At 63.3% G+C, this 24,072-nt stretch carries 22 protein-coding genes; 20 read left to right on the top strand and 2 right to left on the bottom strand.

Annotation, left to right across the window (positions count from 1 at the left end; all coding sequences use genetic code 11):
- Positions 1 to 3: 3 nt before the first annotated feature.
- Complete coding sequence (locus tag A5752_RS08960; protein ID WP_067084404.1) at positions 4 to 1,167, bottom strand: steroid 3-ketoacyl-CoA thiolase; 1,164 nt, start codon at positions 1,165 to 1,167, stop codon at positions 4 to 6.
- 129 nt (positions 1,168 to 1,296) lie between these two features.
- On the opposite strand from A5752_RS08960, the gene A5752_RS08955 reads away from it, so the two are divergent.
- Genes A5752_RS08955 through A5752_RS08925 form a run of 7 tightly spaced genes read left to right on the top strand, consistent with a single transcriptional unit; the run spans position 1,297 to position 8,150 of the window.
- Positions 1,297 to 2,550 carry a cytochrome P450 gene (locus A5752_RS08955; RefSeq protein ID WP_067084402.1) on the top strand — a complete coding sequence of 418 codons (1,254 nt, stop codon included), beginning with the start codon at positions 1,297 to 1,299 and terminating at the stop codon, positions 2,548 to 2,550.
- 51 nt (positions 2,551 to 2,601) lie between these two features.
- Positions 2,602 to 3,627, top strand: coding sequence for an acyl-CoA dehydrogenase family protein (locus A5752_RS08950; protein ID WP_067084400.1), 1,026 nt, complete (start codon positions 2,602 to 2,604; stop codon positions 3,625 to 3,627).
- A 2-nt stretch (positions 3,628 to 3,629) separates the two neighbouring features.
- Positions 3,630 to 4,793, top strand: a complete 1,164-nt coding sequence (fadE29, locus tag A5752_RS08945) for an acyl-CoA dehydrogenase FadE29 (protein WP_067084398.1) — start codon at positions 3,630 to 3,632, stop codon at positions 4,791 to 4,793.
- Between the two features lie 52 nt (positions 4,794 to 4,845).
- Positions 4,846 to 5,826: a bifunctional MaoC family dehydratase N-terminal/OB-fold nucleic acid binding domain-containing protein gene (locus A5752_RS08940; RefSeq protein ID WP_067084397.1), complete on the top strand. Its 981-nt coding sequence runs from the start codon at positions 4,846 to 4,848 to the stop codon at positions 5,824 to 5,826.
- Positions 5,823 to 6,227, top strand: a complete 405-nt coding sequence (locus A5752_RS08935) for a MaoC family dehydratase (RefSeq protein WP_067084395.1) — start codon at positions 5,823 to 5,825, stop codon at positions 6,225 to 6,227. Before A5752_RS08940 ends, A5752_RS08935 begins: the two co-directional genes overlap by 4 nt.
- The gene (gene ltp2, locus A5752_RS08930; protein WP_067084393.1) at positions 6,227 to 7,399 is read left to right on the top strand and encodes a 17-hydroxy-3-oxo-4-pregnene-20-carboxyl-CoA lyase; all 1,173 of its coding nucleotides are present in this window, start codon (positions 6,227 to 6,229) and stop codon (positions 7,397 to 7,399) included. Before A5752_RS08935 ends, ltp2 begins: the two co-directional genes overlap by 1 nt.
- Positions 7,400 to 7,442: 43 nt before the next feature.
- Entirely contained in the window at positions 7,443 to 8,150 is a 708-nt protein-coding gene (locus tag A5752_RS08925) for a hypothetical protein (RefSeq protein WP_156613723.1), read from the top strand.
- 34 nt (positions 8,151 to 8,184) lie between these two features.
- Here the strand turns inward: A5752_RS08925 and A5752_RS08920 are convergent, their stop codons facing one another.
- Complete coding sequence (locus A5752_RS08920; RefSeq protein WP_067084388.1) at positions 8,185 to 9,012, bottom strand: MPT63 family protein; 828 nt, start codon at positions 9,010 to 9,012, stop codon at positions 8,185 to 8,187.
- A gap of 830 nt (positions 9,013 to 9,842) precedes the next feature.
- Here A5752_RS08920 and A5752_RS08915 point away from each other — a divergent pair.
- The 13 genes from A5752_RS08915 (at position 9,843) to A5752_RS08855 (ending at position 24,014) form a co-directional block, all read left to right on the top strand.
- Positions 9,843 to 10,742: a LuxR C-terminal-related transcriptional regulator gene (locus tag A5752_RS08915; RefSeq protein WP_067084386.1), complete on the top strand. Its 900-nt coding sequence runs from the start codon at positions 9,843 to 9,845 to the stop codon at positions 10,740 to 10,742.
- Positions 10,743 to 11,102: 360 nt separating this feature from the next.
- Positions 11,103 to 12,668: an AMP-binding protein gene (locus A5752_RS08910; RefSeq protein ID WP_067084384.1), complete on the top strand. Its 1,566-nt coding sequence runs from the start codon at positions 11,103 to 11,105 to the stop codon at positions 12,666 to 12,668.
- Positions 12,665 to 12,886: an acyl carrier protein gene (locus tag A5752_RS08905; RefSeq protein WP_067084382.1), complete on the top strand. Its 222-nt coding sequence runs from the start codon at positions 12,665 to 12,667 to the stop codon at positions 12,884 to 12,886. The genes A5752_RS08910 and A5752_RS08905 overlap by 4 nt, the downstream gene beginning before the upstream one ends.
- A 26-nt stretch (positions 12,887 to 12,912) precedes the next feature.
- Positions 12,913 to 14,271: a flavin monoamine oxidase family protein gene (locus A5752_RS08900; RefSeq protein WP_231983366.1), complete on the top strand. Its 1,359-nt coding sequence runs from the start codon at positions 12,913 to 12,915 to the stop codon at positions 14,269 to 14,271.
- Positions 14,268 to 15,701 (top strand): KamA family radical SAM protein, encoded by a 1,434-nt coding sequence (locus tag A5752_RS08895; protein ID WP_067084378.1) that lies wholly within the window; start codon positions 14,268 to 14,270, stop codon positions 15,699 to 15,701. The genes A5752_RS08900 and A5752_RS08895 overlap by 4 nt, the downstream gene beginning before the upstream one ends.
- A gap of 90 nt (positions 15,702 to 15,791) precedes the next feature.
- Positions 15,792 to 17,381, top strand: a complete 1,590-nt coding sequence (locus tag A5752_RS08890; RefSeq protein WP_067084374.1) for a sugar transferase — start codon at positions 15,792 to 15,794, stop codon at positions 17,379 to 17,381.
- Positions 17,381 to 18,688 (top strand): glycosyltransferase, encoded by a 1,308-nt coding sequence (locus A5752_RS08885; RefSeq protein ID WP_082963811.1) that lies wholly within the window; start codon positions 17,381 to 17,383, stop codon positions 18,686 to 18,688. Before A5752_RS08890 ends, A5752_RS08885 begins: the two co-directional genes overlap by 1 nt.
- 12 nt (positions 18,689 to 18,700) lie before the next feature.
- Entirely contained in the window at positions 18,701 to 19,726 is a 1,026-nt protein-coding gene (gene gmd, locus A5752_RS08880) for a GDP-mannose 4,6-dehydratase (protein WP_067084372.1), read from the top strand.
- Positions 19,727 to 19,856: 130 nt separating this feature from the next.
- Positions 19,857 to 20,333: an LbetaH domain-containing protein gene (locus A5752_RS08875; RefSeq protein WP_231983364.1), complete on the top strand. Its 477-nt coding sequence runs from the start codon at positions 19,857 to 19,859 to the stop codon at positions 20,331 to 20,333.
- Positions 20,334 to 20,346: 13 nt separating this feature from the next.
- Positions 20,347 to 21,285: a GDP-L-fucose synthase family protein gene (locus tag A5752_RS08870; protein WP_067084368.1), complete on the top strand. Its 939-nt coding sequence runs from the start codon at positions 20,347 to 20,349 to the stop codon at positions 21,283 to 21,285.
- Positions 21,204 to 22,061: an acyltransferase gene (locus A5752_RS08865; RefSeq protein WP_156613721.1), complete on the top strand. Its 858-nt coding sequence runs from the start codon at positions 21,204 to 21,206 to the stop codon at positions 22,059 to 22,061. Before A5752_RS08870 ends, A5752_RS08865 begins: the two co-directional genes overlap by 82 nt.
- Positions 22,062 to 22,098: 37 nt before the next feature.
- A complete protein-coding gene (locus A5752_RS08860; protein ID WP_067084365.1) occupies positions 22,099 to 23,244 on the top strand; it encodes a glycosyltransferase in 1,146 nt (381 codons plus the stop codon).
- Positions 23,241 to 24,014: a hypothetical protein gene (locus A5752_RS08855; RefSeq protein ID WP_156613720.1), complete on the top strand. Its 774-nt coding sequence runs from the start codon at positions 23,241 to 23,243 to the stop codon at positions 24,012 to 24,014. The genes A5752_RS08860 and A5752_RS08855 overlap by 4 nt, the downstream gene beginning before the upstream one ends.
- Positions 24,015 to 24,072: the final 58 nt, after the last annotated feature.

The raw sequence follows: 24,072 nt of genomic DNA, 5'->3' as shown, positions 1-24,072 counted from the left end.
CGACTAGATCCGTTCGATGATCGTGCCGGTGGACAGCGCGCCGCCGGCGCACATCGTGATCAGCGCGGTGCTCTTGTCGGTGCGCTCCAACTCGTGCAGGGCCGTGGTTATCAGCCGGCTGCCGGTGCTACCGACAGGGTGCCCGAGCGCGATCGCGCCGCCGTTGACGTTGACGCGGTCCATGTCGGGTTCGTGCACCCGCGCCCACGACAGCACGACCGAGGCGAAGGCCTCGTTGATCTCGACGATGTCGATGTCGCCCATCTTCATGCCGGCCTTCTCGAGCACCTTCGCCGTCGACTGAACCGGCCCGTCGAGGTGGTAGTACGGCTCGGCGCCGACCAACGCCTGGCTCACGATGCGGGCCCGCGGCCGCAACCCGTGGGCCTTGGCCACATCACTGTCCATCCACAGCACCGCGGCCGCACCGTCCGAAATCTGCGAGGACGTGCCCGCGGTGTGGATGCCGTCCTCGAGCACCGGCTTCAGCGCCGCCAAGCCCTCGAGGGTGGTGTCGCGCAGGCCCTGGTCGCGCGTCACGACGTGGCGCTCACTGGTCGGCTGCTTCTGCTCGTCGAGCACGGGTGCCTCGATGCCGCTGATCTCGCGGTCGAACCGGCCTTCGGCCCACGCTTGCTTCGCCTTCAGCTGTGACTCGAAGCCGAACCGGTCGATCTCCTCGCGGGTGATCCCGCGCCGCTTGGCGATTCGTTCCGCGGCGGTGAACTGGTCGGGCAGATCGATGTCCCACGACGACGGCCGCAGGATGCTGCGATCGGGGCCGGCGTTCGCGCCGAGGCCGACGCGGCTCATCGCCTCGATACCGCAGGCGATGCCGATGTCGATGGCGCCCGCGGCGATCAGGCCGGCGACGAGCCCGTTGGCCTGCTGGCCGCTGCCGCACTGGCAGTCGACGGTCACCGCGCCGACATGGTCGGGCAGCCCGGCCACCAGCCAGCTCACCCGGGTGATGTTGTTCGACTGCTCGCCGTACTGTGTGACGCAGCCTCCGATGACCTGTTCGACGTCGTTCGCGTCGATCCCGGCCTTCTCGACGAGGGCCTTCTGGGTGGCGCCGAGCAACTCGGTGGCATGCAGGCCGGACAGCCAGCCGTTGCGCTTACCGATGGGGCTACGAGTGGCTTCAACGATGACAGGGTTACCCATTCCGTCAGGCTAGAACACGTTTCATTACTCTGACAAGCGGCGTTGACGACCTGCCTTTTATCTGCGCAGAAGGCATGTTTTACTGAGACTAGAACATGTTGCAATAACTGTTGCGGAGGAGCTTCCCCCATGCCTTGCCCGAATATCCCGGCCGATTTCGACTTCCTCGACGCGAGCCTCAACCTCGAGCGCTTGCCCGTCGAGGAACTTGCCGAGTTGCGCAAGTCCGAGCCGATCCACTGGGTAGACGTGCCAGGCGGCACCGGCGGCTTCGGCGACAAGGGTTACTGGCTGGTGACCAAGCACGCCGACGTCAAAGAGGTCTCGAAGCGCAACGAGGTCTTCGGGAGCTCACCCGACGGCGCCATTCCGGTGTGGCCGCAGGACATGACGCGTGAGGCCATCGACGTTCAGAAGTCCGTCCTGCTGAACATGGACGCGCCCCAGCACACCCGGCTGCGCAAGATCATCTCGCGTGGCTTCACCCCCCGCGCCGTCGGGCGACTCGAGGACGAACTGCGCTCCCGCGCCCAGAAGATCGCCGAAACCGCCGCGGCCGACGGGTCCGGCGACTTCGTCGAGCAGGTGTCGTGTGAGCTGCCGCTCCAGGCCATCGCAGAACTGCTCGGCGTCCCGCAGGACGACCGCGACAAGATCTTCCGCTGGTCGAACGAGATGACCGCCGGGGAGGACCCCGAGTACGCGCACATCGACCCGGCGCAGTCCTCGGTCGAACTGATCACCTACGCGATGGCGATGGCGGCCGACCGCGCCAAGAACCCGACCGAGGACATCGTCACCAAGCTGATCGAAGCCGACATCGACGGAGAAAAGCTCTCCGATGACGAGTTCGGCTTCTTCGTGGTGATGCTCGCGGTGGCCGGCAACGAGACCACGCGCAACTCGATCACGCACGGCATGATCGCGTTCTCGCAGAACCCCGACCAGTGGGAGCTGTACAAGAAGGAGCGCCCCGAGACCGCCGCCGATGAGATCGTCCGCTGGGCCACGCCGGTATCGGCGTTCCAGCGCACCGCTCTGGAGGACGTCGAACTGGGAGGCGTGCAGATCAAGAAGGGTCAGCGGGTGGTGATGTCCTACCGCTCGGCCAACTTCGACGAAGAGGTCTTCGAGAATCCGCACCAGTTCGACATCATGCGCAACCCCAACCCCCACGTCGGGTTCGGTGGTACGGGCGCCCACTACTGCATCGGCGCGAATCTCGCGAAGATGACCATCAACCTGATCTTCAACGCCGTCGCCGACCACATGCCCGATCTCAAACCCATCGGCGAGCCCGAGCGGCTCAAGTCGGGCTGGCTCAACGGCATCAAGCACTGGCAGGTGGATTACACCGGAAAGTGTCCGGTGGCCCACAGCTGACGACGTAGGTTGTAGCGACTGCGAAATTTCCCGGTATCAAGGAGGATTCGGGTGGACTTCAGTCCAGACGAAGGGCAGCAGGCTGTCGCCGATGTGGTGACCTCGGTGCTGACCCGGGACAACAGCTGGGACGCACTGGTTTCCGGTGGCGTGACCGCGCTGGCGGTTCCCGAGCGTCTCGGCGGTGACGGCGTCGGGCTCCCCGAGGTAACGACGGCGCTCACCGAGATCGGCAGGCACGGCACGATCAGCCCCGCGTTGGCCACCCTCGGTTTGGGGCTGCTGCCGCTGCTCGAGTCGGCGGCCGACGAGCAGCAGGACCGATATCTGGCTGGGGTCGCGAAGGGCACGGTGCTCTCGGCCGCGCTCAACGAGCCAGGGGCGCCGCTGCCCGATCGGCCCGCGGTGACGTTCACCGATGGTCGGCTCAGCGGAACCAAAGTCGCCGTTCCCTATGCGGAACAAGCGGATTGGCTCGTCGTCACGGCCGACACCGCTGTCGTTGTGGTCTCACCGAAAGCCGACGGCGTGGTGGTCGCCAAGTCCCCGACTTCCAACCACGGAGACGAGTACTCGGTGACGTTCACCGACACCGCGGTCGACGGCACGCTCGACGGCCTGCAGGCCCGCCGGGTCAACCAGCTGGCCCTGGCCGCCATCGGCGCGTTCGCATCCGGTCTGGTCGCCGGTGCCCTGCGGCTGACCGCCGACTACGTGGCCAGCCGGGAACAGTTCGGCAAGCCGCTGTCGACCTTCCAGACCGTCGCCGCGCAGCTGGCCGAGGTCTACATCGCCTCGCGCACACTGACGTTGGTCTCGAATTCCGTGACGTGGCGGCTGTCGGAGGGCCGGGACGCCGACGACGACATCGACATCCTCGGCTATTGGCTGGCTTCGCAGGCACCTCCGGTCATGCAGCTTTGCCATCATCTGCACGGCGGTATGGGTATGGACATCACGTATCCGATGGACCGCTACTACTCCTCGATCAAGGACCTCGCCCGCATGGTGGGTGGTCCGTCACACCGGCTCGACACGGTGGGAGCCGCACTGGGCGAGCGAAGAGACGGGAGATAGGGATGTTCATCGAACTGACGCCCGAACAGAAGCAGCTACAGGCCGAACTGCGGGATTACTTCTCGAATCTCATCTCGCCCGAAGAGGCCAGGGAGATGGAGAAGGACCGACACGGCAAGGCGTACCGCGCGGTCATCAAGCGGATGGGCTCGGACGGAAAGCTCGGCGTCGGCTGGCCGAAGGAGTTCGGCGGTCTCGGCTTCGGGCCGATCGAGCAGTCGATCTTCGTCAACGAGGCGCAGCGGGCGGACGTGCCGCTTCCTGCCGTCACGCTGCAGACCGTGGGCCCAACGCTGCAGCAGTACGGCACCGAGGAGCAGAAGAAGAAGTTCCTTCCCGCCATCCTCGCCGGTGAGGTGCACTTCGCGATCGGTTACACCGAGCCGGAGGCCGGCACCGACCTGGCGTCGCTGCGCACCACCGCGGTGCGCGAGGGCGACGAGTACATCGTCAACGGGCAGAAGGTGTTCACCACCGGCGGGCACGACGCCGATTACATCTGGCTGGCGTGCCGAACGGACCCGGAAGCGGTCAAGCACAAAGGTATTTCGATCCTCATCGTCGACACCAAAGATCCCGGCTACTCGTGGACGCCGATGATCCTGTCCGACGGCGCCCATCACACCAACGCGACGTACTACAACGACGTCCGGGTGCCCGCCGACATGCTCGTCGGCGAGGAGAACGGCGGGTGGAAGCTGATCACCACGCAGCTGAACAACGAGCGCGTGATGTTGGGGCCCGCCGGCCGATTCGCCAGCCTGTACGACCACGTGCACGCGTGGGCGTCGAAACCCGGTGGCAACGGCGATATCCCGCTCAACCACGATGACGTCAAACGATCGCTCGGTGAGCTCAAGGCGATGTGGCGGATCAACGAACTGCTCAACTGGCAGGTTGCGGCGGCGGGAGAGACCATCGACGTCGCCGACGCCGCTGCCACCAAGGTATTCGGCACGGAGCGGATACAGTACGCCGGGCGTCTGGCCGAGGAGATCGTCGGCAAGTACGGCAACCCGGCAGAACCCGAGACCGCCGAATTGCTGGAATGGCTTGACTCGCAAACCAAACGAAACCTGGTGATCACGTTCGGTGGAGGTGTCAACGAGGTTATGCGGGAGATGATCGCGGCCGCAGGTCTGAAGGTTCCGAGGGTTCCGCGATGAGCGCTTGCGCGAAGAGGGGCCACGCACGAAGTGCAGGGGACAGAGGGCGCAGATGAGTGCCGACCTGAGGACGGGCATCGAGAAGATCAAGGCGGATGGCAAGAGCGAGGCGCGCACCGGCCGAGATCCAGTCAATCAGCCCATGATCCACCATTGGGTCGACGCCATCGGTGACCGGAACCCGATCTACGTGGACGAGGAAGCGGCCAAGGCCGCCGGGCACCCCGGCATCGTGGCGCCGCCGGCGATGATCCAGGTGTGGACGATGGGCGGGCTCGGTCAGGGCCGCTCGGACGATGATCCGCTGAGCAAGATGATGCAGCTCTTCGACGATGCCGGATTCGTCGGCGTGGTCGCCACCAACTGTGAGCAGACCTATCACCGATATCTTCGTCCCGGCGAGGAGGTCAGCATCCACGCCGAGATCACAGACGTGGTGGGTCCCAAGCAGACAGCGCTGGGTGAGGGATACTTCATCAATCAGCTCATCACCTGGACGGTGGCCAACGGCACCGACGGCGACGAGGTCGTCGCCGAAATGCTGTGGCGTATCATGAAATTCAAGCCCGCAGAAAAGGATACCGGCGCTGCGGTCCCCGACGATCTGGACGCGGACATGATGATGCGGCCGGCATCGTCCCGCGACACCAAGTTCTTCTGGGATGGCGTCAACGCCCATGAGTTGCGCATCCAGAAGCGTGGCGACGGCACGCTGGTGCATCCCCCGGTGCCGGCCCTCTGGCAGGACAAGGACCAGCCGACGGATTACGTTGTCGCAAGCGGTAGGGGCACGATCTTCAGCTTCGTGGTGCACCATGCGCCCAAGGTGCCCGGTCGGACGTTGCCGTTCGTCATCGCGCTCGTCGAGCTCGAGGAAGGCGTACGGATGCTCGGACAGCTCCGTAATGTCGACCCGGCCGCGGTGCAGATCGGAATGCCTGTCCGCGCAACGTATATCGACTTTCCCGAGGGAGACTCCGGCCCGGCGTGGACGCTCTACGCATGGGAGCCCGATGAGGAGGCCGCGGCATGAGCGCACCCGTCGTCGAAGTGGGAACCAAGCTTCCCGAACTCGCCCTCTACGGTGACCCGACCTTCATCGTGTCCACGGCGATCGCCACTCGTGACTATCAGGACGTTCATCACGACCGGGACAAGGCGCAAGCCAAGGGTTCCAAGGACATCTTCGTCAACATCCTCACCGACACCGGCCTGGTGCAGCGCTACATCACCGACTGGGCCGGACCGACCGCGATCATCAAGTCGATCTCACTGCGCTTGGGTGTCCCTTGGTACGCCTACGACACGGTGACGTTCTCCGGTGAGGTCACCGCCGTCGATGACGCGCTGATCACGCTGAAGATCGTCGGCGCCAACAGCCTCGGCAACCATGTCATCGCGACTGCCACACTCGTAATCGGAGGGAACGCCTGATGCCGAGTAGGGGTGCACTGTCCGGAAAGGCGGCGATCGTCGGCATCGGCGCCACCGACTTCTCGAAGAACTCCGGCCGCAGTGAACTTCGGCTGGCGTCGGAAGCGGTGCTGGACGCGCTCGACGACGCGGGCCTGACGCCCGCCGATGTGGACGGCATGGTCACCTTCACGATGGACTCCAACACCGAGGTCGCGATCGCACGGGCGACCGGTATCGGCGAGTTGAAGTTCTTCTCGAAGATCCACCACGGAGGTGGGGCGGCCTGCGCGACCGTTCAGCAGGCGGCGATCGCCGTAGCGACTGGTGTCGCGGATTGCGTTGTGGCATACCGGGCGTTCAACGAAAGATCCGGTGTCCGGTTCGGCCAGGTGCAGATGCGGTTGGTCGAGAACGCCGACTCGACCGGCGTCGACAACTCCTTCTCCTATCCGCACGGTTTGTCCACTCCTGCCGCTCAGGTCGCGATGATCGCCCGGCGGTATATGCACCAGTCCGGCGCGACCAGTAGAGATTTCGGCATGATCTCCGTCGCGGACCGCAAACACGCTGCGAAGAACCCCAAGGCGTACTTCTACGAGAAGCCGATCACGATCGAAGATCACCAGAATTCCCGGTGGATCGCCGAACCGCTGCGGCTTCTGGACTGCTGCCAGGAGACCGATGGCGGCGTGGCATTGGTCGTGACCTCCGCCGAGCGCGCCAAGGACCTCAAGCACCGCCCGGCGATCATCGAGGCGGCCTCGCAGGGTTCCAGCCCGGACCAGTACTCGATGACGAGCTACTATCGACCGGAACTCGGACTGCCCGAGATGGGCCTCGTCGGGCGGCAGTTGTGGGAGCAGTCAGGGCTCAAGCCCGAGGACATCCAAACCGCAATTCTCTATGACCACTTCACGCCGTTCACGCTGATCCAACTGGAAGAGCTCGGATTCTGCGACAAGGGTGACGCCAAGGACTTCATCAAGGACGGTGCCATCGAGGTCGGCGGGCGACTGCCGATCAACACACACGGCGGGCAACTGGGCGAGGCATACATCCACGGCATGAACGGAATCGCCGAGGGCGTACGCCAACTGCGCGGGACGTCGGTGAATCCGGTTCCCGACGTCGAGCACGTTCTCGTCACCGCGGGCACCGGTGTTCCGACATCCGGGTTGATCCTCGGCTGATCGACGTGCGTGCGGGTCGGATCCGCCCATTACCCTTGTGCGGATGAGTTCGTCGACGCCACCCGAGTCGGAGGACCCTTACCCCGCAGAGCCCAGATGGGAACGTCGGTTCGACGCACCGCTAACGGTGACTCCGCGCCAGGTACAGCCGAGATCACCGAAGAAGACGGCCGCCATCGTTGCCGCGGTCATCGGCGTCTTCGCCGCCGTCGCAGGACTGATCTTCTGGTCGACGCGGCCGTCCCCGGACGATGCCCAACGGGCGACTCCCACAGAACCGCCGACGGCCAGTGCACCTCCGACGACGACGGCGGCGACGATGACCTCCCAAGACGACACGCGGCTACTGCGACAGCTGCCGAAGGGCTATCCAGCAGGTGCGTGTGAATCGACGTTGGCACCCGAAGGCGTTCTGTCACAGGTGGATTGCGCCAAGAACGGCGATCCCGACGGCCCCGAGTCGGCGACGTTCAGTCTTGTCCGCGACCGAGCGTCACTGGAGAAGACCTTCAATGACACGATCGGGGCCACGGTGCGGGTCGACTGCCCGGGAAAGATTCAGTCGCCGGGGCCATGGCGGCGCAACGCGACTCCGGACAGGATCAGCGGGCAGCTCTACTGCGGCCTTCAGAACGGTCAACCGACCGTGGTCTGGACCGACGAGGAAAAGATGACGGTCAGCGCCGTCCGAGCGGGGCCGACTGGCCCGACCTTTCCACAGCTGTACGCGTGGTGGTCATCGCACTCGTGACGACGCTGACCGTTTGATCTCTTAGGCGATCCAGTTACGGGGTCGGCACCGGGGTGTAGGTGGTCGGGGTCTGCACCTGGTCACCCGTGGGCAACGGGGTGCCCTGGCTGCCGGCAGGCTGCGGCACGCCCTCGCTGGTGCCGGCCGGGGCGGCCGCGCCCTCGGCGGGCTGCTGTGCCGCGGTGCCCTGCGCCGGCTCGACAGGCGTGCCCTGGCTGCCCTCGGCGATCGGCGTGCCCTGGCTGCCCTCGGGTGCCTCCGTGCTCGTCGCGGCGGGAGCGGCGGCCGTGCCCTCAGGAGCCTCGGTGACCGTGGCTTCCGCAGCGGCCGGCGAGGTGCCCGTGCCGTACGAGGTCGAGGGCGAGGACGTGCTCGAGTTCGACGCGGACTGGGTCCACACCAAGAGGTCCTGTCCGCCGGCGTTGTACACCACGCTGTCGGGCGAGGCGCCGGTGACGTCGAAGTAGACCTTGCCCGATGTCTCCTGGCCCTGAGCCAACGTTGAGGGGTTCACACCCTGCGCTGTGGCCACTCCGAACAACGAACGGTACGACTGACCGTCGGCGGCCCGGGCGTTCAGATTCGACACGATCGGCGTTGCCGGCCCCTGGATGGCCCGATCCGTCGCGGTCGCTTCCCACAGCGTGCCGCTAACGGGGTAGGGAATGGCGTCACTACTCGGCTTGAGGTTCGCGATCGTCCAACCCTGGATCACGTCTCCGTCCACCAACTTGCCCTGACTACCGAGCGCCTGGGTCTGGACAGTCGGCCCGGCCGGCGTGGCCTCAGGTTGGGTGGCGTCGGGTTCCGCCCAGGCGACCGGCGCCCCGATGAAGCCTGCGGTCGCGGTCGCTGCCAACATGCTGGCAATCCTGCTCAAATACACGTGTGCACTCCTATGTCATCGGCTGATTAGACGGCCACTTGCGGAAGATCACCGCAGATAGCGAAGTTAGCAGGTCGTGTCTGAATGTGTAGCCCTCCAATACCATCCCTAAGCGGGTCACGGGGAGCCCGCTCGGCCCGAAAAGACGTGGGCAGCGAAAGACTTTCGCTTTCGGTATGTGGGGCTGCCGTCGGCGGAATTCTCGGGTACGCGTGAGCGCCCAGACACCCGTGCGATGGCCGTCACCCACAGTCATCTTGCTGGACTTCCGAACTCACAGACCCGTATCACCTCGCTTACTCGAAGCATGTCGTGTGCGAACGGGAGTGCGGCGCTGATGGTCACGTCGGTGAACGCGCCGCAGAACGGTCGACCGTGCGCCAAATTGCGGTTGCGAACTTTCACACAGCAAACTTTCAGGAAGTTGATCACTCCTCCGGAGTTTGGCGAAGAGCCTGACCATTTCAGCGTCGGAGAGAGGTGGGCGGCCTGGTATGGCTAGCCGACAACAGCTTCCTTCGAGGGCAGGCAATCCTCAAAACGAAACAAAAGGGGGTCAAACGAACGAAAACATACTCTTAGTCGGAAAATCACGCTTAGACGGGGAAAATACCCGGTCTTACCAGGCGTGGTCTGCACCGGCCACCATCGAAGTAGGCCCCTTCGCAACTTTTACGTTGATGAGGTTCCGCGTACAGTTGCGGTGATCCTGGCAAACTCATATCGTTTCGCTCAGGCAGGTGCGGTCCCGCGGGACGCAAACTTGGTCGGTCGCGGGGTAACCCGTCGTCCTCGAAAGATTCTCGATGAACAATAACTCAGGCAGCGCAGTGATTTCCGCCCCGACCGGCGGACTGCGAACAACTCGAACAGACGGCCCAGGTTTTGAACGATCCGCCGAGCCGGCGGAGTCCGTCTGTGCTCCGATCACGAGCGGTGGATGGAGCGGTGCGTCCGATCGGCAATTCGACAGCCCGCGTACGGCCGGATGGGACGCGCACATCCGCAACGGGGACGGAACAGAACATGTACGTGATCATGCGGACCGTCCGGGAGCGCTCAGGGACGCTGGCATCCTCATCGTCGACGACAACACCCTCTATCGCGATTTCGTAGCGGGGGTCGTGGCCGCGCAGGGCGTCGTAAACCCCGGTGTGGCATGGGATCTGCCCTCGTTGGTCTGGGCGATCGAAAACACGATGCCGCGAGTGATCCTGCTGAGCATGGCAACCCGCGACAGTGAGATGTTGCTGAGACAGGCGTTGAAACTGAACCCGAGTGTGCGCGTGATTGTCTTGGGCATGACAGAGGATGACGAGCAGGAAATCGTCTCGTGCGCCGAGGCCGGCGCCGCGGGATATCATCTGCGATCCGACTCACTTGACGACCTGCTGTTGTTGATTCGGAAGGTAGCTGCAGGGGAGTCAATGTGTTCGCCGCGAGTTTCGGCAATACTGCTTCGCCGGCTGTCGGAAGTCGCTTCACAACGGCAATCCCCCGACAAGGAACTAGTTCTCACGGCTCGAGAGGTTCAGATCCTCAAGATGCTCGAACTAGGTCTGTCGAATAAAGACATTGCGCAAGAACTGTGCATCGCACTTCACACGGTCAAAAACCACGTGCACAACCTGCTGACTAAGTTGGGCGTGAGTTCTCGCACCCACGCTGCGGCACTCTCCCGCACCCTGCGCTACACCGAAGGGTAGTCCAGGAACTAGACCTGGATTCACCAAAAGATCGCTCTGATGGTCCATGTACGGCTGGCGGTAGGTCCCCCATAGTGGTGAAGTGGTTAGTAAGTTAACTACGGGGGGCGTCCGGGATCGCTGGATGCCGTATCAGATTGCGGCGCAGTGTGATACACGGCGGTTAACAGTGCGCCAACGGCGTCAATCGGGTGGGGGTTCGGTGTTAGGTTTCATAGGACGCGGTCGCGTCAGAATCGATAAGGGCTACCAGTCCGTTGGCGAACGTCTGAATTCTCGAGCATTTCGTTCTGCCGACGTCACACGGACTCCGAACACCGGGTCAAACCGGTAGCCGATTCAACGAGAACACCAGAAGTTATGTCTAGCATCGCCTTTCCTGAGACCGGCATCCCTTCTCCCGGCGTCGATGCCGCATGCGATGTGGTTTTCGACTTCATTGCAGCGGCGCGCGATTGGCCTCATCGCGCCGCAGTCATGCACAACGGTGTCTCCATCACGTACCGGGACCTTGCGGATCGTGTCGGGCGTACCGCACAGCACTACCGGGCACGCCGATTCGACAATGGCGGTTTCATCGGAGCGCTGGTCTCGCACACACCCGCTGTGGTGGATCAAATCTTGGGGATACTGCAAGCCGGTGGCGTCTACTGCCCAATCGATGACGCGCTTCCGGTCGCGCGCAGAGAGGAGCTCGCCGCGAGAATCGGCCTGGATCAGCTCTTCACATCGGATTCCTCTGCGCACGAACCAACGAACCTTCGGATCGAAGCACTCGGCGACCAGCCGGCATGTGTGAAGTCGGAACTGCTGGAGCCTGTGTGGAGCGCAAGCGATCCGGCGTATGTGCTGTGCACCTCGGGATCTACCGGGACGCCGAAGCCGGTGATGGTCTCGCGGCGCGCGTTGACGGTCACCGTGCGCGCGCTGCGCCACCTCTTCACGCTCACTCCAGAGGACCGAGTGCTGCAGTTCGCCTCCCTCGGCTGGGACACCTGCCTGGAGGAGATCTTGCCCGCGCTAACGGCCGGTGCAGCATTGGTTTTCGACGATGCGGCGCATTCACATTCGTTTCCGGCCTTCGTGCGCATGCTGGCAGAACGGCGCGTCACCGTCCTCGATCTGCCGACCGCTTTCTGGCACGAACTCGTGCTCTACCTGCATGAGGAGCAAACCACGCTGCCAGAATCCGTACGGCTGGTGGTGATCGGCGGCGAGCGGGTAGATCCGACCCGGTTGGGGCAATGGCGTGATCTCGACCTCGGACATGTCGAGTTGCTGAACACTTATGGGTGCACGGAAACGACGATGATCACTCATGCGGTGCAGCTGAGCGGCCCCGGCGCCGAAACAACAGTCGCGGCCTTCGACACCGAGACGCCGCTCGGGCGAGCACTACCGCATGTACGCGATCACGTGACCGATGACGGCGAGTTGCTCGTGGCGGGCCCCGCTCTGGCAACCGGTTACCTTGGCTTACCCGATCTCACGGCGACGGGATTCCCGGTTGTCGATTATGGATTTGGACCGACCCGGTGGTTCCGCACCGGAGACTTGGTCACCCGTGGCGAAGACGGCCTGTTACGGCCGCACGGCCGCGTCGACGAACAGTTGAAAGTCCTCGGTGTGCGCGTGCATCCGGCCGAGGTGGAGGCCCAGTTGACCGCCCACCCCGCTGTCGTGGGCGCGGTCGTGGTCGGCGAACGGTCACTCGGTCGCACGTCGTTGACGGCCTACGTCGTCCAGACCGGGGCGATTACTGCGGGCGACCTGAAACAGTACCTGCGCGAGCGCCTTCCCAGCCAGATCGTGCCAACTCGCGTGAAATTCGTTGCAGCACTGGCATACACATCCAGTGGGAAGGTTGACCGAGCTGCGACACGACGTGCCATAGGAATCCACGACAGCAAGGAAAAAGCCCGATGAGCGCCGACCAAATAGTTCAGATCTTCCGGAAAGTCCTCAACACTTCTGACGTGGATACCCGCTCGAACTTCTTCGAGCTCGGCGGAGATTCGCTGCTGGCCACCAGGGTTCTCAGCGCGATCGCGCGAGACTTCGGAACGGAGCTGACGTGGGAGGACTTCATCGAAGACCCGTCACCGGACGGCTTGTTCGCGAAGGTTGGCGTCGCAGTCCCATGACGGGGGGAAGAATGCATGTCGTAGTCGTGGGGGCTGGCCTCGCCGGGCTGACCGCAGCTGTCGAGTTAGAGGCGGCCGGTGCCGAGGTCGTCGTGCTCGAAGCCCGTGGCCGAGTGGGCGGCCGGATGCGTGGCGTCCCTGTGACCGGCGGTATCGTCGCCGATGGCGGCGCTGCATACCTCGGTGCTCAACACACGGAGTTGCTCGCGCTCATCCGGCAGCACGGGCTCGACCTGGTTTCCACAGGGATGTCCGGAGATAGCACGTTCCTGTTGGGCGATAAGCGGACGACCACCGCCAGTAGGGTTCCACCGCTGGACGTGGTCGCGCTCGGGGATACCTTCGATCGGCTCGAGGACCTCGTCGCGCAGATTCGCCCTGACGAACCTTGGCGGAGCCCACAGGCGGATCGCCTCGACCGGTTGACCGCCGCACGCTGGGTCGCCGACGAGATCAAGCATCCGGACGCGCGGACCTTCTTCCGGTTGTTCATCGGCGAGATGATGGCGGCCGACCCCGCTGCCATCTCCGTTCTGCACATGGCGTTCTACCTGCGCTCGGGCGGAGGGCTCCGCTATCTGAACGCATTCGAGGGCGGTGCGCAGGAGTGGCGGATAGCCGGCGGCGCACACTCGCTGTGTGTGGCGCTGGCGGAACGGCTCGGCGATCGGGTGCGGTTGCGCCACAGGGTACATGCGATCGGTCAACACGCCGATGAAGCGGTCGTGCAGTGTGTTTCAGAGGGTGACGGCCTGCGGTCCGAGTATCGGGCAGATCGTGTGGTCGTTGCCGTGCCGCCGTTGTTGGCCCAGCAGATCGACTTCCGGCCTGCGCTTCATGCACCGCGGGCGACAGCGACGACCGGGCGCGGCTGCGCGGTCAAGGTCCACCTGGGCTATCCCGCCCCGATGTGGCGTGAGCATGGTTTGTCCGGGTGGTCGATGAGCTCTGACGGGCCGTTGCTGTCCACGGTCGACGATTCTCCGCCGGATGAATCTGCGGGCGTGCTAACCGGATTCGTGACCGGTGCGGCCGCGGCGAGGTTCTCAGCGCTCTCGACGACCGAGCAGCGGGACGCGGCGTCGGCCCACGTCGGTCGGCTCTTCCCGTCGTTGCCCCGCCCCTCGCTGTGCACGGTAACGGACTGGCTGGCCGCCGAATACAGCAGGGGATGCTATGCCGCCCTGTTCGGGCCGGGGGACTGGCTGAGGCTGGGACCGACGCTGACCGAACCTCATGGCCGCGTGCACTGGGCTGGCACCGAAACCAGCCTGGAGTTCTTCGGGCTGATGGAGGGCGCGATCAGATCGGGTCGCCGGGTTGCGGCCGAATTGATATCCAGCGCCGAACCGGCGACCGTTTCGCGAAAGGTCCTGTCGAAATGACCACACTCACCGAAGTTGTTGAACGCACACAACCGGGCTTCGCCGCACCGGTCGATCAGCCGTATTCGTATGTGCGCAAGGAGCTGTCCGAGCCGGATTGGCGACGTTACCCGGGCTGGGCGATGGTCACCGACACCGAATGGCGTGACCCGCAATGGCAGCGGGCACACACCATCAAGAACATCGGGCAGCTGCGCGCGGTGGTGGGCGACCTGCTCGAAGAGCGGTTCTATGCCGATCTGCTTGCCGACCAGACACAGCGGGCGACCATGTCGATGCTGCTGCCACCCCAAATGCTCAACACCATGGCTCCCCACTGCGCTCCTGAACGTCGGTGGTTGACCGAGGCCTTCTACGCCGATCCGATTCGGCGTTACATGCTGCCGGTCCTCAGTGACCGTGACCCGGAATGGCGATCGCACCCTTACGCCGAGCGGGATTCGTTGCACGAGAGCGACATGTGGGTGGTGGAGGGGCTCACTCATCGGTACCCCACGAAGGTACTCGCCGAACTGCTGACGACGTGCCCGCAGTACTGTGGACACTGCACGCGCATGGATCTGGTTGGCAACTCCACGCCGACGATCAGCAAGGCCAAGCTGAATCTGCAGCCGTCCGAACGCCAGGACAGAATGCTGGCCTACCTCCGAGAAACACCGACGGTTCGCGACGTGGTGGTGTCCGGCGGTGACGTGGCCAATGTTCCCTGGCCACGGCTGGAATCGTTCGTCGACCAGTTGCTCGAGATCGACACTATTCGTGATATCCGCTTGGCAACCAAGGCGCTCGCCGCCCTACCGCAGCACTGGCTCCAGTCGAAGGTGATCGACGGGATCAATCGATTGGCGCACATGGCCTCCGCCCGCGGGGTCAACCTGGCGCTGCACACCCACATCAACCATGTGCAGTCGGTTACCCCACTGGTTGCGCAGGCGACGCGGGCACTGCTCGATGCGGGCCTGCGGGACGTACGCAATCAGGGGGTGCTGCTGCGCGGGGTGAACGCCAGTGCGACGGATCTGCTCGATTTGTGCTTCGCACTACAGGGCGAAGCAAACATCCTCCCGTACTACTTCTACATGTGCGACATGATCCCCCACGCCGAGCACTGGCGAGTCTCGTTGTGGGAGGCCCAACAGCTGCAGCTTGAGATCATGGGCTATCTCCCCGGGTTCGCAACGCCGAGACTCGTGTGTGACGTGCCCTACGTCGGCAAGCGGTGGGTCCATCAGGTGGTCTATTACGACCGGATCCGAGGCATCTCGCACTGGAGCAAGAACTACCGCACTGGCTTGGACGAAACCGATGTCGATGCCCTGAACGCTGTCTACCCGTACTACGACCCCATCGACAGCCTGCCGGCATCCGGGCAGGCATGGTGGCGAAAGGTCTGCGGATACCCAACTGGCGCAGCAATTCCGGGAGCTTGACGACGATGAATGGCTTGACATACGGGGCAGGACGTTCGGTGGCCCGGGCTCCGGACCGACGCGGGGATTTCGCGGAAGGAGGATGAAGCGATGCAACAGAGCGAAATTCAGACGAGGCTCGCCGATCATCGCTCCGCCAATGGAGCGCACCTGGCTGCGGTTAGCGAAACAAAGGCGGTTCCGTGGAAACCTGAGGTGGAGAGCGAGAGCGTCGCACTCGCCTTACGAAACCTCATACCGAGCAGAGTATTCGAGCGCACCACTTGGCAGCGGAGGTATGCAGCCAAGCTGAGGCTGACTGATAGCTTCGTTGTCTGCGCGGCGGTAATTCTGGCGCAGTACATACGATTCGGAAGCACCGCCTCAGCGGCAGGCTACTACAGGTACATCATCCCGGGCTTTTCTGCCGTGTTCATCATCGTGTGGCTATCAGCGCTGGCTGGGTGCCACAGCCGGTCTTCGAGGATCATCGGATCCGGTCTCGAAGAGTATCGGCGCGTCGTCGCCGCCTCCTTCTGGACATTCGGAGCGATCGCCATCGTGACGTTACTCCTCCGGTTTGACGTCGCGCGGGGCTATTTGGCAGTAGCACTTCCGGCCGGGATCTTCGGACTGGTATTCGGCAGATTGTTCTGGCGTGGCCGACTGGCGCGCAAGCGTGCTGACGGAGACTCGCAGATCGCCGTTCTCGCGTTCGGGGAACTCGACGCGGTGCAAAACCTGGCGAATGAACTCACCCGAGATGCGGTAGACGGTTACCGCATTGTGGGGATCGGCGTACCGGGTTACGGGCCTCCTCAGGGCAGGCACATTGCCGTCAATGGCTGCGCCATCCCGATCGTCGGTGGGGAAGACCAGATGTTGGATGCGATACGTACGTGTGGCGCAGACACGGTTGCCATCGCGGGAACCGAACATTTCGGCGTTCGGGGTATCCGAAGGCTCATCTGGGCTCTGGAGCCGCTTGGAGTCGACCTCGTCGTCTCGACGGGTGTAATGGACGTCGCGTTGTCTCGGTTGGTGATGCGACCGATCGCCGGGCTTCCGTTGCTGCACATCGAAAAACCCCAATATCACGCCGCGAAGCGGTTCCAGAAACGCGCATTCGATTTGTGTTTCGCAACGGCGGCGCTCATCGCGACCCTACCCATACTGATCGGTACCGCTATTGCGATCAAGGTAACGAGCCGCGGACCGGTGTTCTACTCGTCCGAACGCATCGGCATCGACGGCAAGCCGTTCTCGATGATGAAGTTCCGCACCATGGTTCGAGACGCTGATAAACAGCTGGCCAGCCTGCTGAGCGCCAACGAAAGCGACGGATTGTTGTTCAAGATCCACGACGATCCACGCATCACCAATGTCGGTCGGTTCTTGCGACGGTTCAGTATCGACGAATTGCCTCAATTCCTCAATGTGTTGAGGGGAGAGATGAGCGTCGTCGGTCCCCGGCCACCGTTGCGGCGCGAGGTGGAGGCCTACGACTGTGACGTGTTGCGTCGTCTCCTGGTGAAGCCCGGGGTGACGGGACTGTGGCAGGTGAGCGGGCGATCCGACCTTTCCTGGGAGCGATCTGTTCGGTTGGATCTCTCATATGTCGACAACTGGTCGATGATCGCAGACGGCCTCATCATCACCAAGACGTTGCGGGCCATCCTCCGGCGTACCGGGGCCTACTGATGTCTGTCATGGGCGATCCAATATCTGTGACCGTTCTAGGGATCAACTATGCTCCCGAACCCTGTGGTATTGCGCCATATACGGCAGGACTGTGCGGCGGCCTGGCGGGCAGAGGCTACCGCGTCAGCGTCGTCACAGGGATGCCCCACTATCCGGAGTGGAGGGTGGCACCGCAGTATCGATGGAAATGGACGTCGATCGAGGCCATGGATGGCGTATCCATCAAGCGGGTGAGGCATTCGGTGCCAAGAAGAACATCGAACCTGCGTAGGCTCCTCATGGAGACGACCTTCGGTGTTCGCGGTGCCGCGTCGAGCTGGAACCGGCCAGATGTCGTTGTCTGCACAACTCCGGCGCTCATCTCGACCGCCGCCCAGTGTCTCCGGCGTCGCGCGTTATTCGGGCACCGCCCCGTACTAGGAATTTGGGTTCAGGATCTCTACACCGTCGGGCTGAGTGAAACGCAAAATCCGCACTCGGCGACTGCCGAACTTGCGGGCCGGCTGGAGGGTTGGGTCATGCGCGAAGCCGATGGGATCGTGGTGGCGCACGATCGGTTCCGCGATCAGCTTGTACAACGTCTCCGGGTAGATCCGGCGAGGGTCACGACGATCAGGAACTGGACGCATGTTCAGTCGTCTGGAGGAAGCGATCGCACCGCGAGTCGCAAGCGCTTCGGATGGGCCGACGACACAACGGTTGTCCTGCACGCCGGAAGTATGGGAGTCAAACAGGGACTCGACAATGTCGTCCGAGCCGCTGAGATAGCCGCGAAGCGCCGTCTGAGCCTGCGCTTCGTCCTGATGGGCGACGGCAGTCAGAGGGGCAAGCTCGAGGCGATGGCCCGTCAGACAACTCATTTGGAAATCCGCGACACCCTACCGCAAGCCGACTTCGCGGATGCTTTGAAGGCTGCGGACATACTGCTCGTGAATGAGAAGCCAGGGGTCGTGGAGATGTCGATTCCGAGCAAGCTCACCTCATACTTCCAGAGCGGTACGCCGGTGTTGGCCGCCGTAAGCGCTGAAAGCACTGCGGCGCAGGATATCCGAAAAGCACGAGCAGGAATGGTCATCGACGGCGGAAACCCGTTGCGGCTCGTCGAAGCCGCTCTATCGCTAGGCAAAGACGCCGGGCTGCGAACAAGCCTGGGAACCAACGGAATTGAGTACGCATCGGCAGAGCTCAGCGAAGAAGCAGCGATAAGAAAGTTCGACAACTGGATCAAAGGCATGTTGGGAACGCAAGAGATCTGGCGACACGGGGAGCAGGACGATGCAGCGAAGTTCATTCACACAGTCGGATGATGTGGAGCGGTCATGCGCAAAGTGGCGGTGATAACCGGAATCACGGGGCAGGACGGCTCGTATCTTGCCGAGTTCCTGTTGTCGAAAGACTATGAAGTCCACGGGCTGATCCGACGGGCTTCGACGTTCAATACGGTTCGTATCGAACATATTTACCAAGACCCGCATTGCCCCGACGCCAGACTGTTCCTCCATTACGGTGACATGTCCGATGGGGCTAGGCTGTCGATGTTGCTGAGCAAGATCAACCCCGACGAGGTCTACAACCTGGCGGCACAATCACACGTGCGGGTGTCGTTCGACGAGCCGGAGCACACCGGAAGTGTCACGGGTGTGGGCTCCGTCCGCCTACTGGAAGCGGTGCGACAAGCCGGACTTTCGTGCCGCTTCTATCAAGCCTCGAGCTCTGAGATGTTCGGCGCCTCACCCCCGCCGCAAAATGAGGACACCCCCTTCTATCCGCGGTCGCCGTACGGTGCTGCGAAGGTGTACTCGTACTGGGTCACAAAGAATTACCGGGAAGCCTACGGGATGTTCGCGGTGAACGGGATTCTGTTCAATCATGAGTCGCCCCGGCGCGGAGAGACCTTTGTGACCAGGAAGATAACGCGTGCCGTCGCCCGGATCAAAGCCGGAATGCAAGGTGAGCTGTTCCTCGGGAATCTCGACGCCGTACGCGACTGGGGCTATGCCCCCGAGTTCGTCGAAGGGATGTGGCGGATGCTTCAAGCCGACCAGCCGGACGATTACGTATTGGCGACCGGCCAAGGGTATACCGTGCGGGAGTTCGTCCGGATCGCCTTCGAGCGGGCCGGTTTGAGCTGGCAGGACTATGTGAGATTCGATGAGAATTATCTGCGTCCCGCCGAGGTCGATGCACTAATCGGAGATCCCTCGAAGGCTGCGCGCTCGCTCGACTGGAAAGCGGAAGTGTACGCGCCCGACCTGGCCGCGATCATGGTGGACGCGGACATCACCGCGCTGCGGCATGAGGGAACGCCGTGGGTGGACAAACCTGCTCTGCGCGGCTGGGAGTAGTCAGATGAGCACAATGGCCGACCATTCCTCGTCCCAGCTTTCCTTCCGTGACCCTGGACCGGGAAACCACTTTGCCCTGGGGGGTTTCACGGGAAACGGATACAGCAGGGGCCGCGGAGTGCCGGTTCAGATGCTCTGGCTGATGTCGCGCGGGCTACTGATGAAGTGGTGGTGCCCGAATGCATTGCGGATCGCGGTGCTCCGCTTGTTCGGCGCCGAAATCGCCTCGGGAGTGAAGATTCGACACGAGGTGAAGATTCACTGGCCGTGGAAGTTGGCAGTGGGGCGCGACTCCTGGATCGGCGAAGAGGTTTGGATACTGAACCTGGAACCGGTGCGGATCGGATCGGATACATGTATATCGCAGGGTGCGTTCCTGTGTACCGGAAGTCATGACCGGCGAAGTCCCTCTTTCGAATTCGACAATGCGGCAATTGTTGTCGGGTCTTCGGTCTGGGTCGCGGCGCGAGCAATCATATTGCGCGGTGTTCACATCGGAGACGGCGTGACGGTCGGGGCATCAGCCATTGTCGCCGGTGATATTCCCTCGGGCACAACCGTGTTCGCGGCCCGTCCGCGCATCGAGTCGCCCTATCGAGGCTCCTAAGGGGAGTACACACATGCAAACGGATTCTCTGATCTACGTTGCCGGCCATCGAGGCATGGTCGGGTCTGCGATTGAGCGCCGCCTGAAGGACGCCGGCTACCGAAACGTCCTGACCCGCACGCGTGAAGCGTTGCCCCTTGACGACTCGACGGCCGTGGATGATTTCTTCGCATCGGAGAGACCTCAATACGTGGTGCTGGCCGCCGCGAAAGTAGGTGGAATCATCGCCAACTCGACACAGGGTGCCGACTTCATCCGGGAGAACCTCAAGATCCAGACGAACGTCATCGATGCTGCCTATCGCCACGGCACCAGGAAGTTGATGTTCCTGGGGTCGAGTTGCATCTATCCCAAGCATGCAGAACAGCCGATCGTGGAGGAAGCGCTTCTTTCCGGTCCGTTGGAGGAGACCAACCTGCCCTACGCGATCGCGAAGATCGCCGGCATCACGATGTGCAACGCATACGCAAAGCAGTACGGGTTCAACGCGTTCTCGCCCATGCCTTCCAACGTCTACGGCGTGGGCGACAACTTTCATCCGGAGAATTCTCATGTGGTCGCAGGCCTGATGCGAAGATTCCACGAAGCCAAGGTGGCCGACCTGTCTGATGTCGTCGTGTGGGGAACCGGCGCACCGTTGCGAGAACTGATCGACGCCGACGACCTCGCCGATGCCTGTGTCTTCCTCCTGCGGAACTACGACGGCGGAGGGATCATCAATGTCGGTTCGGGCCAGGAGATCTCAATTCGCGATCTGGCGCTCCTGATCAAATCCGTCGTCGGGTTCGAAGGTGAAGTGCTGTTCGACCCGAACCGGCCCGACGGCACCCCCCGCAAGGTCATGGACAACACAAGACTAAGGGACCTGGGTTGGCGGCCCACAGTGACCATCGAAGCCGGGCTGAAGAAGATGTACGCCTGGTTCACCGACTCACAATCTGGCGACCGTTGAGTAGAAAGACCGCCGCACAGATGATCGAAATTCTCGTTTGGCTGCTACCCGGCAGTGCGCTGAAGAACAAGGTGCTGCGGATGTTCGGCCATGAGATCTCTCCGGAGGCACGCATCGGTCCCGTACTGGCGTTGAATGTCGGCCACGCCGTCATCGGAAGCGGCTCAACGATTGCCGCTTTGAACATCTTCCGGTCTCTTCGGCTTCTCAAGCTGGGCGACGGGGCCACGATGGGATCTCTGAACACGATTTCTGCACACCCGGCCTACCAGGCATTGCACACCGATGTGGGAAGCCTGATCATGGGCGACGGTGCAGCGATCACCAGTCGACACAATCTCGATTGTTCCGGGATCGTCCGAATCGGCGACATGTCCGCCGTGGCCGGTCAGCGGACGACGATTCTCACCCATGAAATCGACTTGACGCTGAACGTCCAGTCGGCAGGACAGGTCGTCATCGGGGAGCGCTCCGCGGTTTTGACGAACTGCCTGGTGTTGAAGGGCGCAGTGCTGCCGTCCCATTCGCTGTTGATCGCCAACTCGACGTTGAGCAGGAGCAGAGAGCTGAATCCGGCTGCGGGCATCTACGGTGGCTCGCCGGCCGAGTTCATCAGGTCCAATCCTGTGGACAGTGGGAGCTGGTTCGAGCGAACAGAGAGCGCCACGACTCGGCTCAGGATCGACCTTCCCCGTACCGCGAAGTCGAACGGTGGCGTCTCTGGAATCGGCGACGCCGAATCTCGGCGATTCAGCACCAGTCCGGCGGAGCGGTGATGATAGAAATCAGCGCCGGCAGGCGGAGGCGGCGGGTATGAAGGTCTTGCAGGTGCTCACGCTGGTATCGCCCGACGGTGCGTACGGTGGTCCGGCCCGGGTCGCATTCAATCAGTGTGCGGCGCTGCTGGAGGCAGGGCACGAGGCGACCCTGATTGCCGGAACGCACGGCTATCCTATTCCGCCACAACGGATTGACGGCACGCCGGTCCGGTTGTTCGCGGCTCGCCGAGTGCTTCCTGGGCTCGGCTACGCCGCTACCTGGACGCCGGCCATGACCGGATGGCTCAGGCGTCATGGCCCCGGGTTCGATGTCGTGCACGTTCACCTGGCGCGCGACCTGGTGACCGTTCCGGCCGCCCGGACCGCGCTGCAACTCGGACTGCCCGTCGTCGTGCAGACGCACGGGATGGTCATCACTGGGACCCATCCACTTGCGGCACCCATTGACGCATTGTGGACGAAGAAGCTGCTCGGATCGGCAAGCGCGGTCTTCTACCTGAACGATGCGGAACGCGCTGAACTCGAGGCCATCGGCGGTCCCGGACTGCGGCTCGAACCGCTTGTAAATGGTGTATCGACAGAAGAGGTCGCGAACCCGGTCAAGCGGTCGCAGCCTCCCGAGGTGCTGTTCCTCGCGCGACTCCACGAACGCAAGCGCCCGGAGGTGTTCGCCGCGGCGGCGCTCGAACTACTGCGCAAGGATGTCGACGCGCAGTTCGCTCTGGTGGGCCCGCCGGAAGGGGCCGAAGGGGCTGTCGACCGGATCATCGCCGAGGCACGCGCGGACGGCTTCGGCGAAGCATGCCTGCGCCGGGAACCTGCGGTACCTCCTGAACTTGTGGCCGAGCGGATGGGAGCCGCAGCCGTGTACGTGCTTCCTGCGGTTCGCGAACCGTTCGGGATGTCCGTCATCGAGGCCCTCGCCGAGGGAGTGCCGGTGGTGATCAACGCCGATGGGGGACTCGCCGACTTCGTGGAACGGAACGGTTGCGGTGTGGTTGTCGCAGGTGGCCCGCACGACTACGCGGATGCGATCTCACGATTGCTCGCTGATCCCGAAACCGCCCAAGCCCAGGGGGAAGCCGGGCGGGCGGCGGTTCGCGAGACGTACGGAATGGCGCCGGTGCTTCAGCGACTCGAAGACGTGTACGGATCGATCGTCGGGCAAAGGGTGACATGAGTAACCGAACGGCCCGCCGACCACTCCGGCTTGCCCCACAGGTGGCATTGGCCGCGGTGCTCGCCGTTGTGGTGACGGCGGCACTGTGGTGGGGGTTCGTTCGTGGGCAGGCTTCCGTTGCCGCGCAGGGGATCACCGTAGAAGCCACCTTCGCGGGAAAGCCCAACGGACCCGCGCCGGAACAGTTCGACGGTGGGGAGCCCGCGCGGGTCAGCGGTACGCCGGACGACCCGGGCGCCCTTCCTCGCATCGTCGATGGACGACTCACATATGAGCCCACCGGAGACGGGTCTGCGGCAGGTTTCTTCAGTACACCGGATCTGGGTGGGCCGGTGCGGTCGATCGGAGCACGATTCGTGTTCCGGGCGGGGCGCGGCACCAAGGGAGCTGTCGCGTTGGTGGTATCCCGCGGCCTCGACACCGGATTCCCGCCCATTATCCGCCCGCTTCCGGTGCACTTTGTATTGACGCCGGCGAACTGGAACGTGAGCGTATCGCATTCGGCCGGAGACCCTTTGGACGTCATTGCGGCGGGAGAATTCCCGCAGCCGTTGGCCGAAGACGGAACCACGGCGTACGAGGCGCGGCTGACCATCAACGATGCCCAACTCACCCTGGATCTACCGCAGGGCGTGCAGAAAAAGATCTCGGATCCGCGGATCTCGGAGTGGCAAGGAAGTTACGCGAACTTCGAACTGTTCGCCAACCACGGGACGACTGATTCACTGCCCGCCCTCGAAAAGGTGTGGGCTTCGGCGGCCGAGGAGTAGCCGGCGTGGAGCGGCCGTCGAGGTTCAGCAGGACGCGGGCGCTGGCCGGCGGGGCCGA

The sequence above is a fragment of the Mycobacterium sp. 852002-51961_SCH5331710 genome (assembly GCF_001665535.1).
GTDB lineage: Bacteria > Actinomycetota > Actinomycetes > Mycobacteriales > Mycobacteriaceae > Mycobacterium.
The sequence above is the reverse complement of the archived record's forward strand: the minus strand, read 5'-3'. Positions and strand labels throughout refer to the sequence as shown.

What these genes read in the sequence shown, in the direction of transcription:
- A5752_RS08960 (WP_067084404.1), bottom strand. Translation starts at nt 1,167, where the DNA reads ATGGGTAACCCTGTCATCGTTGAAGCCACTCGTAGCCCCATCGGTAAG.
- A5752_RS08955 (WP_067084402.1), top strand. Translation starts at nt 1,297, where the DNA reads ATGCCTTGCCCGAATATCCCGGCCGATTTCGACTTCCTCGACGCGAGC.
- fadE29 (WP_067084398.1), top strand. Translation starts at nt 3,630, where the DNA reads ATGTTCATCGAACTGACGCCCGAACAGAAGCAGCTACAGGCCGAACTG.
- A5752_RS08940 (WP_067084397.1), top strand. Translation starts at nt 4,846, where the DNA reads ATGAGTGCCGACCTGAGGACGGGCATCGAGAAGATCAAGGCGGATGGC.
- A5752_RS08935 (WP_067084395.1), top strand. Translation starts at nt 5,823, where the DNA reads ATGAGCGCACCCGTCGTCGAAGTGGGAACCAAGCTTCCCGAACTCGCC.
- ltp2 (WP_067084393.1), top strand. Translation starts at nt 6,227, where the DNA reads ATGCCGAGTAGGGGTGCACTGTCCGGAAAGGCGGCGATCGTCGGCATC.
- A5752_RS08925 (WP_156613723.1), top strand. Translation starts at nt 7,443, where the DNA reads ATGAGTTCGTCGACGCCACCCGAGTCGGAGGACCCTTACCCCGCAGAG.
- A5752_RS08920 (WP_067084388.1), bottom strand. Translation starts at nt 9,012, where the DNA reads ATGTTGGCAGCGACCGCGACCGCAGGCTTCATCGGGGCGCCGGTCGCC.
- A5752_RS08915 (WP_067084386.1), top strand. Translation starts at nt 9,843, where the DNA reads ATGAACAATAACTCAGGCAGCGCAGTGATTTCCGCCCCGACCGGCGGA.
- A5752_RS08910 (WP_067084384.1), top strand. Translation starts at nt 11,103, where the DNA reads ATGTCTAGCATCGCCTTTCCTGAGACCGGCATCCCTTCTCCCGGCGTC.
- A5752_RS08905 (WP_067084382.1), top strand. Translation starts at nt 12,665, where the DNA reads ATGAGCGCCGACCAAATAGTTCAGATCTTCCGGAAAGTCCTCAACACT.
- A5752_RS08895 (WP_067084378.1), top strand. Translation starts at nt 14,268, where the DNA reads ATGACCACACTCACCGAAGTTGTTGAACGCACACAACCGGGCTTCGCC.
- A5752_RS08890 (WP_067084374.1), top strand. Translation starts at nt 15,792, where the DNA reads ATGCAACAGAGCGAAATTCAGACGAGGCTCGCCGATCATCGCTCCGCC.
- A5752_RS08885 (WP_082963811.1), top strand. Translation starts at nt 17,381, where the DNA reads ATGTCTGTCATGGGCGATCCAATATCTGTGACCGTTCTAGGGATCAAC.
- gmd (WP_067084372.1), top strand. Translation starts at nt 18,701, where the DNA reads ATGCGCAAAGTGGCGGTGATAACCGGAATCACGGGGCAGGACGGCTCG.
- A5752_RS08875 (WP_231983364.1), top strand. Translation starts at nt 19,857, where the DNA reads ATGCTCTGGCTGATGTCGCGCGGGCTACTGATGAAGTGGTGGTGCCCG.
- A5752_RS08870 (WP_067084368.1), top strand. Translation starts at nt 20,347, where the DNA reads ATGCAAACGGATTCTCTGATCTACGTTGCCGGCCATCGAGGCATGGTC.
- A5752_RS08860 (WP_067084365.1), top strand. Translation starts at nt 22,099, where the DNA reads ATGAAGGTCTTGCAGGTGCTCACGCTGGTATCGCCCGACGGTGCGTAC.
- A5752_RS08855 (WP_156613720.1), top strand. Translation starts at nt 23,241, where the DNA reads ATGAGTAACCGAACGGCCCGCCGACCACTCCGGCTTGCCCCACAGGTG.